Consider the following 15,518-nt stretch of genomic DNA (forward strand, 5'->3'; position numbering starts at 1 on the left):
CCTGTCCCGGATGGTCGCACCATACGCCGAAAATCGCTCATCTCCAGCGGGGATCGGATGGCACCGTCATGATCATACCGGTTACGAACGCAATTGAGGCGTTGAACTCCAAGCTGCGCCGCGCCGTCCGCACCCGCGGACACTTCCCGAGTGACGACGCGGCGATGAAACTGCTATATCTGGTCCTGAACCATGCGGCTGAGGAATGGAAACGACCGCCGCGCGAATGGTTCGAGGCCAAGACCCAGTTCGCCGTTGTCTTCGGCGAGAGGTTCGTCAGCCAATGACGAGGCCGGCCTCGCGCACAGAATTCCTGACAGTCCCAGGTGGCGCAGGAAGTCTGCCGAAACCGCTGTCGTGGCCTTCTCATGCAGTTCGACGAAGGCAACTTCGAGGTCCGGTCGATGGCCACGAACATATGCAGCTTGCCCTGCTCGGTTCGGTGCGGACCTCGGCGATATCGATATGGAAGTAGCCGATCGGATTGGCCTTGCACTTCTTCCTTGCCGACCTGTCACCCTCGACATCCGGCAATCTGCCTACCCCGTAACGCTGCAGGCAGCGACGAACGCGACAGATGCGGGATCGTCGGCTGAAGCGCAGGCAATCGTCCAGCGGCAGCAGCGTATAGCGCCGAAAGGCGACGATGACCGCCTCCTCCTTGACTGACAGCACTGTTGAGCGCGCTTCTCTTGGCCCGGTCGGAAGATCGGCAGTCGACGTTCGGTTCCTCCACTTCCTATCCGTCTTCTGATATCAACTCCTGCCATTCAATCATCACGCCGGCTGAACGGCCGCTGCTGGGCGCTTACCTTCTGACCGATGCCATAGCGCTTCGTCAGCGCCCTCAGGCTCTCTTGACTATGCTGTTTCGCTCGACGGACCGCCTCTGTCGTCGTGGCGCTCCCATGCAGAACCTGGTCTATAGCGCATCCTTTGATTCGGACGACAATGATGCGCCATCATGATCAAACAGCTACGGCGCCACGGCGGTCGTCGGATACACGCGGCGAAAAAAGCGATGACCGTCAATACCTGGGCGAACCGGCGAACCGTTGCTCGAATGTAAGCCGGCACGGCTGGTCACAGTCACTGTCGCCAATAAGATAACGCCGATCGCCTGGGCGGTGATGGCGCGTGAGGAAAACTACCGCGCGACGCCGTCAATGGCTCGAGGGTAACCGACGGTCGCGCGACATCCAGTTTGGGCAGGAGAGAACGATATCAGTGATGCAGATCCGGTCAAACCAGGGATCGGGAGAACCTGAGGGATCAACGCGCATCGCACCGCGGCAGCTTAATCAGGGCCCGATCCACCGACACCATAATGGCCAGCCGCCCGAGGCCGCACAAAAAAAGGCCGAACACATGAATGAACGTACCACTTCAGTATTGCCACTGTCAGAATCTTCTTGCTCAATGGGGGCCGTCCACACGTTGAATCACAAACCAGCCTCCCCGAAACCCCAATTTTCTGATTTTCCAAACGGCCTCTCAGAGTGGTAGCCAACAATGTTCGGGTCAGCCGCTCAAGTCGACGCGCTTTGCTCGCCAATGAGCGGTCCCGAACTGTGCAGCAGCGACAGGACCGCTGTTAGTGGCAGAGGCCGCTCCCATCACGACATCTCCCTCAAGGCCGTGTGACACAGGCCTTCCAGTGAAGCGATAGTAGAGATGCACGCCTTCGAAGGGCACCTTGCTTGTGAACTCCAACCGATCCAGCATTCCCTTAACTACCATCGGAGCGTCGAACAAAAGGCCGGAATGAACTGCGTCAAGGCCATTGGCAGAGTTCTCTATGATGAACTTGTGCATCTCCCGACCAGCTGAGAAATCGATGGCAACGGCCCAGGTACCTGCGAGATCGTTCAGCATCAGAAGTTGGTCACCCGGCCGATCATTGTGGGCGCCTGAACGGAAAAACTCCACGATCTTCTTCGCCACGATATGGCAGTCGTCCCGCCTCAGACTGAAGGCATCAATGAGGAAGCTGGACGAAGTCATACCAAAATCACAAATCAGAACGCGGGGGTAACCTTTGAGAAGTGACGCCCTTAAGAGATTGGCATGAGGGCTGGCCGGCATGTCATCCCAGCTTACTCGGAGCCTCGGAACCGACCACTCCGTCGTTTGGTGGAATGCAGTCTTCAGCAGAGGCTCTTCCTTGAGTTCCTTCTCTATGGTGCCAAGATAATCAAAGCACCGATCCAGCTCCAAGTTAAACCTATCCTCTGCGAACCATTGCTCTACAGCAATGACCGCACCCAACATCTGATCTTTGCCTACCTTCATGCAGCGGCCCGCCGCTTGCTGGGGGGCGGAATTGCGCCAGGCGGCTTCAATCAGATCTTGCCGGCCAAGCAACAGGCCGGACGCTTGTGGCCCCCTCATGAACTTTCCGCAGCTATAGATAACGATGTCGGCCCCATGGTGCTGCCATTTGTTGGGGCGATGCAAGAATTCCGAGGCCACGTCGACAACCACTGGAGTGCCATTAGCCCTACCAAGACGTGCTAACTCATTGAACGGCATGGCTCCAGCTTTCTCGCGCATACCAAGGTAGCAAATCATCGCAACTGAATCTGTTTTCAGGACGCCCGCGGCGTCCGCCAGGGAGTGCACTTCGACGATTCGCAGGCCGGCAAGCCGGAAAGCGTGATCATAGATGAACCGGTGGGCAGCCGGCACAAGGACTGCATTCTTGGTTCCAAAAGTCTTGGGCAGACCCAGCATCTTTTCGGGATCGTTTCCCGCTGTGCAAGCCACCGCTGCTAGGAACAACGCTGCGGCACTGCCACAGGTCACAAGCCCGGCTTCGAATCCCGTGAGCTCTGCAAGGCGTAGGCTCACAGCTTCTTTCAACTCTTCCATTATGACATGGGTCTGTGCCGCTTCCGCCATGGCTTCGACGACTTCCGGCAGTGCGACCGTGTTGCCGTAGAATGACCGCATGCTACCGCAGTTGATGATTGGAAAGACACCAAGCCGAGCGAGATGTGAGGGCATGTCATGCAATTCCTTGTTCGGAATTCAGTGCGCGTTGGGGCGAAGTCCGGATAGCGAGAGGCGTATGCCCCGCGGTCTAGGTCAAAGTAGGCGACGGAGAATTGACAAATTGAGCGGTATCACCTTCTTTTCCATCCAATTCGAGAATTAAAAGCAGACGACTACGACACGGTAGAGTAAGCAGAAGTCGGCCTTTGATGGGGCCCGTGATACTGTATTTCACACCCGTCGCCCGCTGCCGACCAAGGCATTGCGCGCTATGCGCGCTTCGAAGTCACCGCGAGAGGTTCGTGTCACGGCGAGCCCGAAATACTCATCAAGAAGCGCGAGCACACGCTGCGTATGGGCCCGGAGCTTCTCTAGCCCGTACATCTTCACGACGTATTCGGCCAGCAATTGGAGAACGCTCTCCTCGTCTCCTGCGTGGAAGACGAACGGGTCTGTGATTCGCTGCACAGTTACCTCATCGAACTGCGCAGCAGCGAACAGGTCGAGCACCTCGCCCGCGGTGAAATGAGGATAGTCATGCGGCGTCACGGAATGTGTTGACACCACGTCAGCGAACCAGCGGGCGGTGGGTGAGCCCTCTTCGAAGTCATGGAGAACAAAGATGCCGCCGGGCCGGAGAATTCGCGCAGCCGCCTGGACAGCGGCGGGGCGTTGAGCGCGCTGGATGTGGTGCGTGCCGTAAGCCATCAGCACACCGTCCACCGATCCGTCTTTAATCCAGAACGGATCAGTCGCGCTTTGCCAAATCGCAAAAAGGCCGTCGCGGATGCAACGGTCCACCATGAACTGAGAGATGTCAGAATTGATGAACGTCGGGCAACGCGCCGCACCAAAGATCTGGTGGGCTACCTTGTTCACGTATCCGTCACCGGCGAGAAGATCACAGATGATCATAGACGAACAAAGTCCGTCGCAACCATTGGGGTGCATCTTGCCCAGAAGATCCATAACACCCTCCGATCGCGCCAGCAGCGACAGTTGGATGCTATCGAGGTAATCCGACCCACGCCCTTCCGAGGTGAACTCATTGCGCGAGAGATTGGCCAGATTGGTAAGGCAGGCGGATGATTCTCTAACCATTCGGGGCTCGATCGCCTTGAAGGCCACCGGGTTTATCTGTTTCAACTGGACGAAGTACGAATCTAGAATATTGGGAAACACCGCAGTTCTCCGTGGTGATCAGTTGCCAGCGAGAAGAGCGACAGAAATTGTCCCCTGCCGGACCTCAGCGATGAGAGGGTGAATCATTGAGTTTACAGACCGGCTCTGGAGGGGCTGTTGCTGCCGTGGAACATCTTGTGACTGTCGGCATTCAGTGTGGCGTTACTCCTTCTTTTCAGGCTGTGTATCCATCTTACTCCGAGTACTGTTATAGAAATCTCTGAAGAACCAACCAGCCACCTCCTGACGTGGGCCAACTGCGGAACTTGAGAACTTTGTCGTTGCGCGCTCGCTAGATGCAGCAGTATTCGATCAAATAGACTATTGGTTGCACCAGCGAGCAGAGACTCGCGATCGTTGGACATCATGCTTACCAATAAGCATGTCGGTTTTTTTATTTTGGCAATTACGGCTAAGGCGCCGGGCACGGTTGCATTGAAGGCCTTTCTCGCTTCCTGGATGACGCCTGAAATACCGCAGCACTGTTCCACTAACAGTTGGCGAACGAGCGTGGCCGAACACCTTCCGGGCAAAGGCCCCCATCGAACTCGCAGGCCACGCCGAAGTCAGATGACATATAATTCTCCTGAACGCGAACTATTCGATAGGAATGTACACTACTAATCGTCACGTATCTGAGAAAATATGATAAATTAAGGTATACATATATAAACATTTACGAAGCGATTTTGATGAATGTGACTAGTGGATGGCGCCTGACATTTGAATCCCTCTGAGGATTCCCAATCTATGCGAATATGCAGCGTGCGAACGGGAATATCCATCAGGGTGAAGCCTTCGGACCGCAAGCGGTTGAAGGCGATTTTGAAGGATCGCAACGCGCCGCAGAAGCATGTCTGGCGAGCTCAGAGCCAAGGACTTCCCAGGCAACCGGATAGTGAGCTGCGTTCGGCAGGTTTCCTGCGATTTGGCTCGAATGCCGACACCTCAAGGCCGGTTTGTGCGCCGTGCGCAACAAAACAGACCGCAATGACGCACGAGGAATTGCGCACCTCGTCCGGCTCGGCTGGTTCCGACAGGTCTTCGTCAAAAGCGAAGAAGCACAGCAAGTAGGAATGCTGCTCGTCAATCGCCAGCAGCTGATGAACCAGCTTCAGGATATCGAGAACTCGGTCAGGGGATCTCTGAAGGTCTGCGGATATCGGATCGGCCATGTCACCAAACACTCGTTCGAAGCGCGGGTCCTGGAACTCGTCGGGGACACGCCGAGCTCACTTGCAATTACGGAGCCGATGCTACGGGTACGAAGGACACTTCTCGAGGAGTTTTGCCGACTCGACCGCTTAGCCCGAGCTTGCTCCGGAAAGATGCCATCCGTCGGCGGCTGATGCGATCCCGGGTGTCGGGGTGGTGGTCGCGCTTACCTATCGGACCGGCATAGACGCACCAGAGCGGATCGCTGGTATACCTTCGATCCACCGACATCCATCCGGGCCACGGGCGATAATTCGGCCATATCACCAACCCAAGGGGACTCGGCTCACTTCTCGGCGCAGGAGTTCAGTATCGGCGTCATCGCCTTCACATGCTCGTCGATCCGCTCGAGCACTTTCGCCGCGACAACGTCGCGCGCAAGCAGATGCCACCAGTGCTCGTTGACGAGTTCGACGGTCTCGACCACTGCCTTCAGGACTGCCGGCTCCGGAAGCCTTGCACGGTTCGCAAATGCTTTCCATCGCGATGCTGCTAGCGCCTTGAACGAGCGCTCCCCTCCAAGCGAAAGCGCCAGGGCGTCGGCGGGAATATATGGCACGGTCGACAGAAGGTCGTAGATTGGTGCAAGCACCGGCTTGTCGCGTTACTGGGATAAATCAAAGACCAGTTCTTCAGGTGCATGTCGCCATTGCCGGTGATGACCGTCAGCACCAGCCGGCGGACGAATTCGAGAGCCGCCGTAGGCGAGACGGCCACGCCAAGGGCCAAGGCTATGTACCACCGCCCAGCCGCGTTTCTACCGGATGGGCCCGCTGCGTACGTCGCTGCGAAAACGGCCAACTGAAAGAACATTCAGCGAACGGCTATTTTGACCTCGGCGCCGATGCGCCCGACGGTGGCCCCATGAAACGCGAAAGAGACGAGCGATTTCAGCTGCCGGACGGCCTTCATTTGACATGCCGATGATTTCGGAGCGCTGAAAGGGCGTTAGTTTCGGACGGCGTCCTTTCGCCCGTGTTCGCGGGCTGCCTGTAACCGGGACTCCGTGGGCATTTCTACGATAATACCCGCTAAGAGAATTCGAAAATGTTTGGATTGAAGCGGTTAGCGCGGATCGGCCTGAAGCGTTCCAGGGGTCGGTCAATTTCGTTCCAGAGATAGTCTCCGGTGAGTGCGATATGAGCCAAGGAAGCGGTGCGACCTGGGAGCAACTCGGCGGGAATATCGATGCCCTGGCCGCGGACATAATCGACTGGGGACTGAGATGACGGTAAGCGCGTAGGCTATTGGAGGCCCGTTCAGTTCTGGCTGTCGGAAAGGCGCCCGCAGCCGGTTGCGAAGTTCCCATTGATCTCCGCCCGGACCTGCACGAGCATATGCGCACCGTGAAGCGACCAGCGCATCTGCTGCTTCTTGACCATACGTTTCCCGACGACTGAGTTCACCGCCGACTCGGCGAGAGTGGTGGCGACGCGAAGCCCAGCCCGGTAGCGCTTCCATAGTTGACGATCGCGCCGCGGTTCGAACGGACATAGGTCAGGAGCTGCGCTCCGGAGACTGTGAAGCCGTGCGATCGAGAACTCGCCTTCCTTCAGTCTTACTAGAAGTTGCTCCAGGTCGCGGATCGCACGACCGACCCGCCCATGCCACAGTCGCCACTTCACGGCTCTGATGTCCGTGTCGACGGTTGGAAGCGCTTCAAGGGGCCGGATCGGGATCGCACGATGTGACCGGCGATCTGCTGCATGGGCTGGATCTTCATGGCAATATGAAACCAGTCGATGATGTGGGTCGTCGGTTTGGGCATGGCGCGGGGCAGCCGCTTTAGGATTTCGACCCCGTCCGAGATCACCGTCACATCCCCAAAGGCGCGATATCCGACTTCCTGGAGAGAGTGAAGAGCTCGATCGCGGATTGCCTGCTGGTCGGTGCTGCCGGTGACGAAATAGCGACCGCCCCTTTCGCCCCGTCCCCCCGCGGCCGCATCTGGCCACGACGAATTCGAAATTTCGCGCCGAACGTTGATCAGCGCTACGAACGTGCGCCGTATCAATGCTGATGACGAACTCTTTGCGCCGATCTCCGGAAAGCTGCAGCTCAAGCTGGCATCGGTCATCCGTTTGGGACCTCGCGCGCCAAGTTTCCTGCACCTGATCGTCGAGCCGCTTGCCGATCCTGATGGTACGCTTGCGCACGGTCGCATGCGTCTCAGTCGGTTCAGTGGGCAGGAAATCGGCCAGCACCTTCGCCGCCTGCCGCTAGGGCAGCATGCTTCCTAGCCGCGCCGTCAGTTCCATCAGCTCCGGGGACAAATTTCCTTCAGCAGCGCGAAGCACCGACCATCCCTGGATGGCATTCCCGGCACAGCATCATCGGGGACTAAGCTCAACGGCGCCGAAGACGGTTCGGATCCGGCGTGTCGTGTAGTCCTTGACCGGTCGAAACGTATGGCAAACCCGGCGAAGAAGGGCATACGTCTCCGCCTCGTGATTCACGACCGCGTTCTGCAGCGCTGCCATGATCTTCTTGCTATCGCGGATCGATAAGCCGATGTCGCCGTGGAACAGGCTCTCTCAGCTCTTGTCTATGCGGACCTCCTTCGGGCATGTGTCGCCAACTCGTTCCGGCCCTCGATCGTAACCGTCCATTCCACCGCCATCGCTTTGTCTCAAAACGATGCTAATGGACTGCTCAAGCCTAACAACCCGTGTTTGACCCCAGAGAAGTTACCGGTCTCCTCACGACCGACCGCGCATGACTCGGGGTCAATGTGGATCGCTACTCCTTCATTGCAATGGATTTGCACCATCTACTCCTTGCCGGTCCCCCGGTGCACCTTCTTCCGACCCCTTCAGGGGCTCAGCTCGGTCGGCGTGACCGATCACCCCGATCAAAGCATCGACATAGGCGTCGAATGCGGCTTCACTCTCGGCTGTCCAGTCGGGCATTGCGGGGCGCTTCCCTGATCACGAAGCAGCATCCTAACAAATCCGCGACCAGCGCGAATCCCCCGCATCCGCGACTTTCTGACTCAGTAAGACTAGGCGCCCGCCGCCACGTACGGGCGACGCCGGCATCAACCGGCGGGCAGATGCGCCGAGGGCAACAAGCGCGCCTGACGCAACGCCGCAAGATCAGCCGAGCCGGTGCAGAAGCAGGCGACGGCCAACTGGCGGATGACGATCTCGAAATGCGCGACAACCGCCTCGGTGGATACCGTAGCCGCGCGCAGCACGCCGGCCGCCTGCCCGGCGATGTCCGCGCCCAGGCGGATGGCCTTGGCCACGTCGACGCCGTCGCGGATCCCGCCCGACGCGATCAGCTTCACCGTGGGCAGCGCCCGACGTACCGCCTGCACGCTGGCCGGGGTCGGAATCCCCCAATCGGCGAACGCCATCGCCACTGCACGGTCGGCGGCATCGCGGGCGCGCTCGCCCTCCACCGCGGCCCAACTGGTGCCGCCGGCGCCGGCGACATCGATCACCGCCACGCCCGCCTCGACGAGCGCACAGGCCACCGAGGCGGACAGGCCCGACCCCACTTCCTTGGCCACGATCGGCACGCCCACGCTGCGCGCGGCGCGAGCGATCTGCGCCAGGACGCCGCGCCAGTCGCGGTCGCCCTCCGGCTGTACCGCTTCCTGCAGCGGATTGAGATGGACGATGAGGCCATTGGCCTCCAGCGCATCCACCGCCCGGCGCGCCAGGTCCAGGCCGCCGGCCTCGCGTAGTTGCGCGGCGCCGATATTGGCCAGCAAGGGAATGTCTGGAGCCAGGCGGCGCAGCGCGCGCGTCAGCCCCTGGGAGTTGCGGGATTGCAGGCTCACGCGCTGCGAACCGACGCACATGGCGATCCCCAAGGCTTGCGCTGCCTCGCTCAGATGCCGGTTGATGGGCTCGGCGCGTGGCATGCCGCCGGTCATGGAGCTGATCAGCAGCGGCGCGCGCATGGTCTTGCCCAGCAGCGAGGCGCGCAGATCGATCTGCGTCAGGTCCAACTCGGGCAATGCGCAGTGTTCGAAACGGATGTACTCCCAGCCGGCGGCGACCGTGGCCGGCGCCGTTCGCCGATCCAGCACGACGTCCAGATGGTCGTCCTTGCGCCGGCTCAGGGCGGTGTCGCTCATGCTCGCTCCATCCGTCGCATCGAGCGACGGCGTTGCGTCGGATCGGACCGACCGCAGCGTGCGCACGCCGCCGCCTCCCGCTCGTTCAGGCCGGCGCACGCTGGGCTCCCCCCGCAGCGTCGCTGCGGTAGCGGCTGGTCGAGGTCTGGTAGTACTGCGCGCGGATGGCCGCCATGGCCTCGATCAACGGTCCCCACGGCGCGGGAAAGGGTTCTTCCGCCATCATCCGGTGCAGCATGCGCGTATGGCCGGCCAGCTCGTCATTAAGGAACTCCAGCACAGGCATAGCCGGGTAGCGCTGCAGCAGCAGGATTGCCGCGTTGTCGGCCTCGCCGGCCGACCTGTCCTTGTCGCGTCCATGCAGATCGTTCTGCAAGCGCCCTATCGCGGAGATGAGCCGCAGGACGTGGCGAAACGCCGGACGCGCGCGCAAGGTCGCCATGTCCAGTCCCCACAGCAACGACAGGCAACAGAACACGTTCGTGTAGGCGATCGAATCGATGCCGTTGTGCAGGTACTCGGCGTAGGACCAGCGTTCCGCCCCTGCGGCCTGCGCGTGTCCGGCGCGCAGCGCCGCGCAGTAGCACCGGGTATCGTCGAGAAGCTGAGCATAGTCGCGAGGATCGTAGGCGAGCGCGGCCAGCGAAGCGCGCAGCACAGCGCAGCCCTCGAATCCGGGGAACGCGCACGGCACGCCCTGCCCCAGCGCCTGCTCCACCGCGGCGAGCTGCTCCGGCGCGATCAGGCCAAGGTCGTTGCAATCGTCGAGCCAGAACAGCAGCGCCAGTTCGCGATAGAACGCCACGATCAGCGTTTCGTCCTGCGGATCGCGGCCGGTGCGGGCGCTGGTGTCGCGCAGGCTCGGGTGGATGCGCTGCAGGATGTACTGGCCGCCCCTGACCGCTTCCACGGCATGCTCGTCGGCGAACCCGGTCAGGGAACGCCCCCACTCCAGCACCTGCTGCAGCGCGCGTTCGGTCTGGATCATGGCGCCGCTCCTGCTCCCTCGGCCAGGACGCGCCGCCCCCAACGAAGCGCCAGCCACAACCCGGCGAGTTCGGCCACGCGCACCACCCGGGTGGGGCAATACAGTTCTTTGCCGATCCACAGCGGCGTCTGCGGCAATGCATGCGCCGCATGGCGGGCGAGCATCCACTCCAGCGCACGCGCCACCGCCCGCCCGATGCGCCGGCGCCCTGTCGGCTCTTCGCTCCCGTCCATCACGTGCAACGCGAACAGCGCATAGGCGGTTTCCTCGAATGTGGACGCGCGACCGGCGCCCCAGCCGCCGTCGTCGCGCTGCGCCCGCAGCAGCGCCGCCAGCGCGCGTTCGTCGCGCCACTGGGGCTTGCCTTGCGCCAGCGCAGCGACCGCATGCGCGGTGGGATACAGCCACGAAACGTGCCATTTCTCGTTGTCCCATAGACCATGCGGGTTGCGATTGGCCTCGACGTAGGCGCTGGTGCCGTCGGCGGGCTTTCCCAACATTCGCAATGCATGCAGGGCATGGATGTTGGTCGATACCGAGGCATTGCGCTCGCCGGGGAAGGTGACGAACAGCTCGCCGATTTCGAAATGGCGCAAGGCATCGACCGCCGGGTCGCGGCCTGCAAGGCGCAGGACGCACATCGCAACGGCGGTATCGTCCGCATCGGCCGCGAAGTGCAAGGCCGGGCCCAGACCGCGCACGCCCAGGCGGGCGTCGAGCTGCGCGACGATCACTTGCACCGCCTCGTCGAGCGCGGGATGCGCGAACAGACCGGCCAGATGCAGGGTGTACAGCGACCAGCATGGCTCGAATACATTGATCGGCCAGACGTTGGGAAAGACACCTTCGATGCCGCTGCGCGTCGCCCGCGATGCCGCCTGCAGATACGCGTCGGCGCGCCCGACCTGCGGCGTGCTCCCCTGTGTCACGGCGTGCGCACGCCACGCGGCGGTGGCGGACGGACTGATGCCGATGCTGCCGTCGTCATCCGGGCATGCGGTGGTCGGCGACGTCCCCCAGGCTTCCCAGGAGTGCAGCAACGGATGGCCGCTCGGCAAGGTCGCCACCGCCCCCAGCTTGACCAGGCACGCTTGCCGCAACGGCAACAGCGCCGGGTGGCGCGGAAACGCCACGCCGGAAAGCAAGGATGCGGCCTCGCCGCACAACTGCGGCAGGATCAGCTCCGCGCCGATCGGCGCGTCTTCCGGCACCGCATGCGCGTAGGGATCGGGCTGGCGCTCGAGGAACCGGGTTGCAGCCTGGACTGCGCCGGCAGCGCCGGGAAGAGGATCGGCACGCTGCAATGCCAGCAACGCCGCCCACGTGGGCGCATGGCGGAACAGCGGGAAGTCCGCACTTCCCCATCCGCCATCGGCCTGTTGCTGCGCGATGAGCCACGCGTATGCGTCCTGCCGACCGGTGACGTTGCCGTGGAACTGCAGAGCTCGCGCCGTGTCGTAGACGGACGGACCGACGCTGCCGCCGTCGCTCATCTCGCTCAGCAGGTGGCGCAATTCGGAAAGGATCTGTTCGGACAGCGCGTTCACGCGGGATGTTCCTTCTGCAGACGGTTGACGAGGACCAGGATCGGGCAATCGCTGCGATCGGCGCCGCGGACTCGGACAAAGAGCAGCATGCACCCCCCGCCGGCCGGTCGCAGCAGCACAGGGGCGAGTCCATGCGGACAGGCGCGCTCATGCGTATGGCGCGGACAGATACACGTTGGCCCGCTGCAGCATCTGCGCCAACCGTTCCGCACGCGGCCCCAGCGGGACGATGGCCTCCCCCGCGTCGCGCAACAAATCCAGCGCGAACTGGCGCGCTGCCTGCAGCCCCATGATCGACGCGCAGGTCGGCTTCTGCGCCGCCGCGTCCTTACCGGGGGTCTTGCCCAGCGTCGCGGTATCCGCTGTCGCGTCGAGAATGTCGTCGATCACCTGCAACGCCAGCCCTAAACAGGCGGTGTAGCGATCGAGCGCACAGTACAGCGCAGCGTGCGCGGCCTCCTCCGCGATGGCGCATAGCGCGCCCATGCGAACGGACGCGCGCACTAGCGCTCCGCTCTTCATCCGGTGCATCTCCAGGATCCTATTCAGCTCGCCGTGCTTTCCGACCAGCGACAGATCCATGGCCTGCCCGCCTGCGGCACCCTCGGCTGACACGGCCTGCGCCAGTTCGCGCACGAGCGCGATACGGTTGTCGCCCGGCGCATCCAGGCTCGCCAGGGTCAGGAACGCGTGCGCCTGCAGCGCATCGCCGACCAGGATCGCAGTGGCTTCGCCGAACTTGACGTGCACGGTCGGACGGCCGCGGCGAAGCACGTCGTCGTCCATCGCGGGCAGGTCGTCGTGGACCAGGGTACAGGCGTGCATCATCTCGATGGCGGCACCGACGTCGTCGAGCATGTGCGCCGGCGTGTCGGCCAGTGCGCCGGCAGCCAGACAGAGCAAGGCGCGGGTGCGCTTCCCGCCATGCAAGGTGGCGTAGCGCATCGCCGCCATCAGCTCGGTCTCACCGTCGTCTTGGGCGCAGAGAAGACGCGCCAGCGCCTGTTCGACCCGCTTTGCGCCGTCCTGCATCCAGATCTCCGGCAGCAGCCTGCCGGATGCGCCGCGCGCCTGCGCGCCCAATCCGCCGGGCGCAGAAACGCCAGTTCGGTCGTCGTGTAGCGTGGAACCGGTCTGCATGTTGTTCATGTCCTTGTACCTGACACGGCCACGGCGAGCGCCGAGCCGCCGCGGTGTTGCCGGCGTCGCACCGAGCGCGCGCGCCGAGTGCAGCAATGTCGCGCGTCGCCGGCGCCGCTGCCCGCCACACGGGGCATGCGATGCCAGCTCATGAGAATCCGATGCGGATTGTCATGGACGGATGTGCGGTCGGGTAATAGCGCCGGCCTTTTTCGACGCCGCTCAGCAACCGCGGCCGCACCCCGGCCTGGTGCATGGTCAGCGCCAAGGCGATGCAGAACTGCACCATTTCCAGCCATACCAGGTGGTAGCCGATGCAGACGTGTGGGCCGGTACCGAACTGCAGCATGTCCACCGGGCGGATCGGCTCCGTGCGATGCAGCCACCGCGCCAGGCGGAACTGATCAGGCGCCTCGTGCAGCAGCGCCGAGGTCGAGAAATGCAGCAGCGGGATGCACAGATGGGTGCCCGCGGGAATGCGCCGTTGGCCGAGTTGCAATTCCTGCAGCGCGCGACGAGGCAGGAGCGTGGTCGCCGGATGCAGGCGCAGCGTCTCGCGGAACAGCGCCTCGGCGACCGGACACTGCGCCAGGTCCGCGTGCCGGGTCGGCACCGCGCCCACGCGTTGCGCCTCCTCGACCAGGGCGTCCCACAGCACAGGCTGCCGCGCCAGCTCGATCACCATCCAGGCCATCGTCGAGGCAGTGGTGTCGTGACCGGCAAGCAGCAGCAAGCGGATATTGGCGACCAGGACGTCATCGGAGAGCCCATCGTCGCTGCGGTCGAAGACGCTCACCATGTCGTTGATCAACCCGGTGCGCGCAGCATGCGCGCGCGCGTCGCGAACGAACTGGCGCAACTGCGCGTCGATCCAGTCGCGGGCGGCGCGGCCGCGCCGCAAGGGCAGTCCGGGCAGGTCGACCGGGGGCGCGACGATCAACTGCAGCAGTTGCCGGTACTTGCGATGCCATCCCGGCAGGTCCTGCGCGGGGATTCCCATGAGGCTGAAGATGAGCTTGAGCATCAGGTCGCCGGTTTCGCGCAGGATGGTTGCCTCGCCGCGGTCGCGCCAGGCCTGCACCCGCGCCCGGATGACGGGCGCGAACAGGTCGCCGATGCCGGCTTGGGTCAGCCCCTTGGGCAGGAACGCCGCCTTGATCGCATCGCGCGCCTGCCGGTGCGCGCCGCCGTCCTGGGCAACCAACGTTCCGCCAAGCAATTCGGGCGCGATCTCTTCGATCAGCGCCGAGGAGACGTCCTTGTGCCGGAGCAGTGCGAACGCATCCGGATGCACGCAGGTCATCAGGTGTCCGGCAGGGCCGAAATCCAGCCAGAAGTGGCTGCCCAGCATCCGTTCCGCGCGCCGCAGCAGGCGCGGCAGGTCGCAGACGATGGCGGGAAGATGCCCGACCAGGGGGAAAGCGCCAGGCATGACCGGGATGTCGCATCGCAGCCGGTGCCGACGGTTGAGTGGGTTGAGCAGCATGTCCATCAGCAGCGCGCCGCCGCCGCCGATTCGGTGTCGCCGGCAGGGCGCGCGGCGCAGCTGTTACCGCCGTCGGCGTATGTCGGCACATGCGCCAGCATGCCGCCATCGATGCACACGACCTGGCCGGTAATGAACGCAGCATCGTCGGAGAGCAGGAACGCCACGAGCGCGGCCACGTCCTCGGGGCGGCCGACGCGCTGCAGGAGCTGGTGACGGCGCAGATGCCGTTGCATGCACTCGTCCAGCTTGGTGAGGAGACGCTCGGTCATGACGAGACCCGGCGCAACGGCGTTGCAGCGGATCTGCGCATGACCGTATTGGGTGGCGAGCGAAGCCGAGAGCATGTTCATCGCCGCCTTCGACGCGGCGTAGGACGTCTGCGCGGTGTCCCCGCTGAGTCCCTGGCACGACGACATGTTGACGATCGCGCCACCGCCGCGGGCGATCATCCGTGGGATGGCCTGCCGGCAGCAGAGCAGGGTGCCGCGCAGATTGGTCGCCATGGTCTGGTCCCAGACTGCCAGGTCCAGGTCGAGGATCGCGCGGTCGCGCTGGGTCAGATGCATGGCGCTCGCATTGTTCACCAGCAGGTCGACCCCCCCGAAGTGCCGCTCCGCCGTCTCGAACAGCCCTGCCACCGCCTGCTCATCGGCGATATCCATGGCTATGGGCAGCGCGTGGCCTGCTTCGGCCGCGATCTGCGCGGTGCAGGCGATGGCCGCCGAGCCATCAATGTCGGCCACCACCACTCTGCCGCCCCCGCGCGCGATGGCGAGAGCGCATGCCTGGCCGATGCCGGCGCCGGCGCCGGTCACCACGGCCACCTTGCCTTCAAACCGTCCCATCGTGTCTCCTGAATTGCATTGGTCTTTCGCA

Annotated in this window: 10 protein-coding genes and 3 pseudogenes; 2 read left to right on the forward strand and 11 right to left on the reverse strand. The window is 62.9% G+C overall.

The features are described 5' to 3' along the window. A partial coding sequence (locus NKJ23_RS25575) for a transposase (RefSeq protein ID WP_352683205.1) occupies positions 1-287 on the forward strand: 287 nt, incomplete at its 5' end. Between the two features lie 36 nt (positions 288-323). On the opposite strand, the pseudogene NKJ23_RS25580 reads toward NKJ23_RS25575, so the two are convergent. The 3 genes and pseudogenes from NKJ23_RS25580 to NKJ23_RS25590 form a co-directional block, all read right to left on the reverse strand. Beyond that, positions 324-926, reverse strand: a pseudogene (locus NKJ23_RS25580) (transposase family protein); the annotation flags it as partial. A 595-nt stretch (positions 927-1,521) separates the two neighbouring features. After that, complete coding sequence (locus NKJ23_RS25585; RefSeq protein ID WP_352683207.1) at positions 1,522-3,006, reverse strand: aminotransferase class V-fold PLP-dependent enzyme; 1,485 nt, start codon at positions 3,004-3,006, stop codon at positions 1,522-1,524. A 219-nt stretch (positions 3,007-3,225) separates the two neighbouring features. Beyond that, a complete protein-coding gene (locus NKJ23_RS25590; RefSeq protein WP_352683209.1) occupies positions 3,226-4,176 on the reverse strand; it encodes a methyltransferase domain-containing protein in 951 nt (316 codons plus the stop codon). A 968-nt stretch (positions 4,177-5,144) separates the two neighbouring features. Here NKJ23_RS25590 and NKJ23_RS25595 point away from each other — a divergent pair. Beyond that, positions 5,145-5,525: an IS110 family transposase gene (locus NKJ23_RS25595; RefSeq protein ID WP_352683210.1), complete on the forward strand. Its 381-nt coding sequence runs from the start codon at positions 5,145-5,147 to the stop codon at positions 5,523-5,525. Between the two features lie 152 nt (positions 5,526-5,677). Here the strand turns inward: NKJ23_RS25595 and NKJ23_RS25600 are convergent. The 8 genes and pseudogenes from NKJ23_RS25600 to NKJ23_RS25635 form a co-directional block, all read right to left on the reverse strand. Beyond that, positions 5,678-6,126: pseudogene (locus tag NKJ23_RS25600) on the reverse strand (HipA domain-containing protein); the annotation flags it as partial. 524 nt (positions 6,127-6,650) lie between these two features. After that, a pseudogene (locus NKJ23_RS25605) lies at positions 6,651-8,011 on the reverse strand (ISKra4 family transposase). Positions 8,012-8,428: 417 nt separating this feature from the next. Beyond that, positions 8,429-9,478, reverse strand: a complete 1,050-nt coding sequence (gene fni, locus NKJ23_RS25610; protein ID WP_352683212.1) for a type 2 isopentenyl-diphosphate Delta-isomerase — start codon at positions 9,476-9,478, stop codon at positions 8,429-8,431. 85 nt (positions 9,479-9,563) lie between these two features. Continuing rightward, positions 9,564-10,466 carry a terpene synthase family protein gene (locus NKJ23_RS25615; protein ID WP_352683214.1) on the reverse strand — a complete coding sequence of 301 codons (903 nt, stop codon included), beginning with the start codon at positions 10,464-10,466 and terminating at the stop codon, positions 9,564-9,566. Beyond that, positions 10,463-12,013 carry a hypothetical protein gene (locus NKJ23_RS25620; protein WP_352683216.1) on the reverse strand — a complete coding sequence of 517 codons (1,551 nt, stop codon included), beginning with the start codon at positions 12,011-12,013 and terminating at the stop codon, positions 10,463-10,465. The genes NKJ23_RS25615 and NKJ23_RS25620 overlap by 4 nt, the downstream gene beginning before the upstream one ends. A 147-nt stretch (positions 12,014-12,160) precedes the next feature. After that, positions 12,161-13,153 (reverse strand): polyprenyl synthetase family protein, encoded by a 993-nt coding sequence (locus NKJ23_RS25625; RefSeq protein ID WP_352683298.1) that lies wholly within the window; start codon positions 13,151-13,153, stop codon positions 12,161-12,163. Between the two features lie 148 nt (positions 13,154-13,301). Then, positions 13,302-14,645, reverse strand: coding sequence for a cytochrome P450 (locus tag NKJ23_RS25630; protein ID WP_352683218.1), 1,344 nt, complete (start codon positions 14,643-14,645; stop codon positions 13,302-13,304). Next, positions 14,645-15,487, reverse strand: coding sequence for an SDR family oxidoreductase (locus tag NKJ23_RS25635; RefSeq protein ID WP_352683300.1), 843 nt, complete (start codon positions 15,485-15,487; stop codon positions 14,645-14,647). Before NKJ23_RS25635 ends, NKJ23_RS25630 begins: the two co-directional genes overlap by 1 nt. Positions 15,488-15,518 lie beyond the last annotated feature (31 nt).

The organism is Mesorhizobium sp. M0184 (assembly GCF_040322215.1).
Lineage (GTDB): Bacteria > Pseudomonadota > Alphaproteobacteria > Rhizobiales > Rhizobiaceae > Mesorhizobium.

Bases quoted from the DNA above. Each gene is read 5' to 3' on its own strand.
- NKJ23_RS25615 (WP_352683214.1), bottom strand. From the start codon at position 10,466: ATGATCCAGACCGAACGCGCGCTGCAGCAGGTGCTGGAGTGGGGGCGT.
- NKJ23_RS25585 (WP_352683207.1), bottom strand. From the start codon at position 3,006: ATGCCCTCACATCTCGCTCGGCTTGGTGTCTTTCCAATCATCAACTGC.
- NKJ23_RS25635 (WP_352683300.1), bottom strand. From the start codon at position 15,487: ATGGGACGGTTTGAAGGCAAGGTGGCCGTGGTGACCGGCGCCGGCGCC.
- NKJ23_RS25625 (WP_352683298.1), bottom strand. From the start codon at position 13,153: ATGCAGACCGGTTCCACGCTACACGACGACCGAACTGGCGTTTCTGCG.
- NKJ23_RS25630 (WP_352683218.1), bottom strand. From the start codon at position 14,645: ATGGACATGCTGCTCAACCCACTCAACCGTCGGCACCGGCTGCGATGC.
- fni (WP_352683212.1), bottom strand. From the start codon at position 9,478: ATGAGCGACACCGCCCTGAGCCGGCGCAAGGACGACCATCTGGACGTC.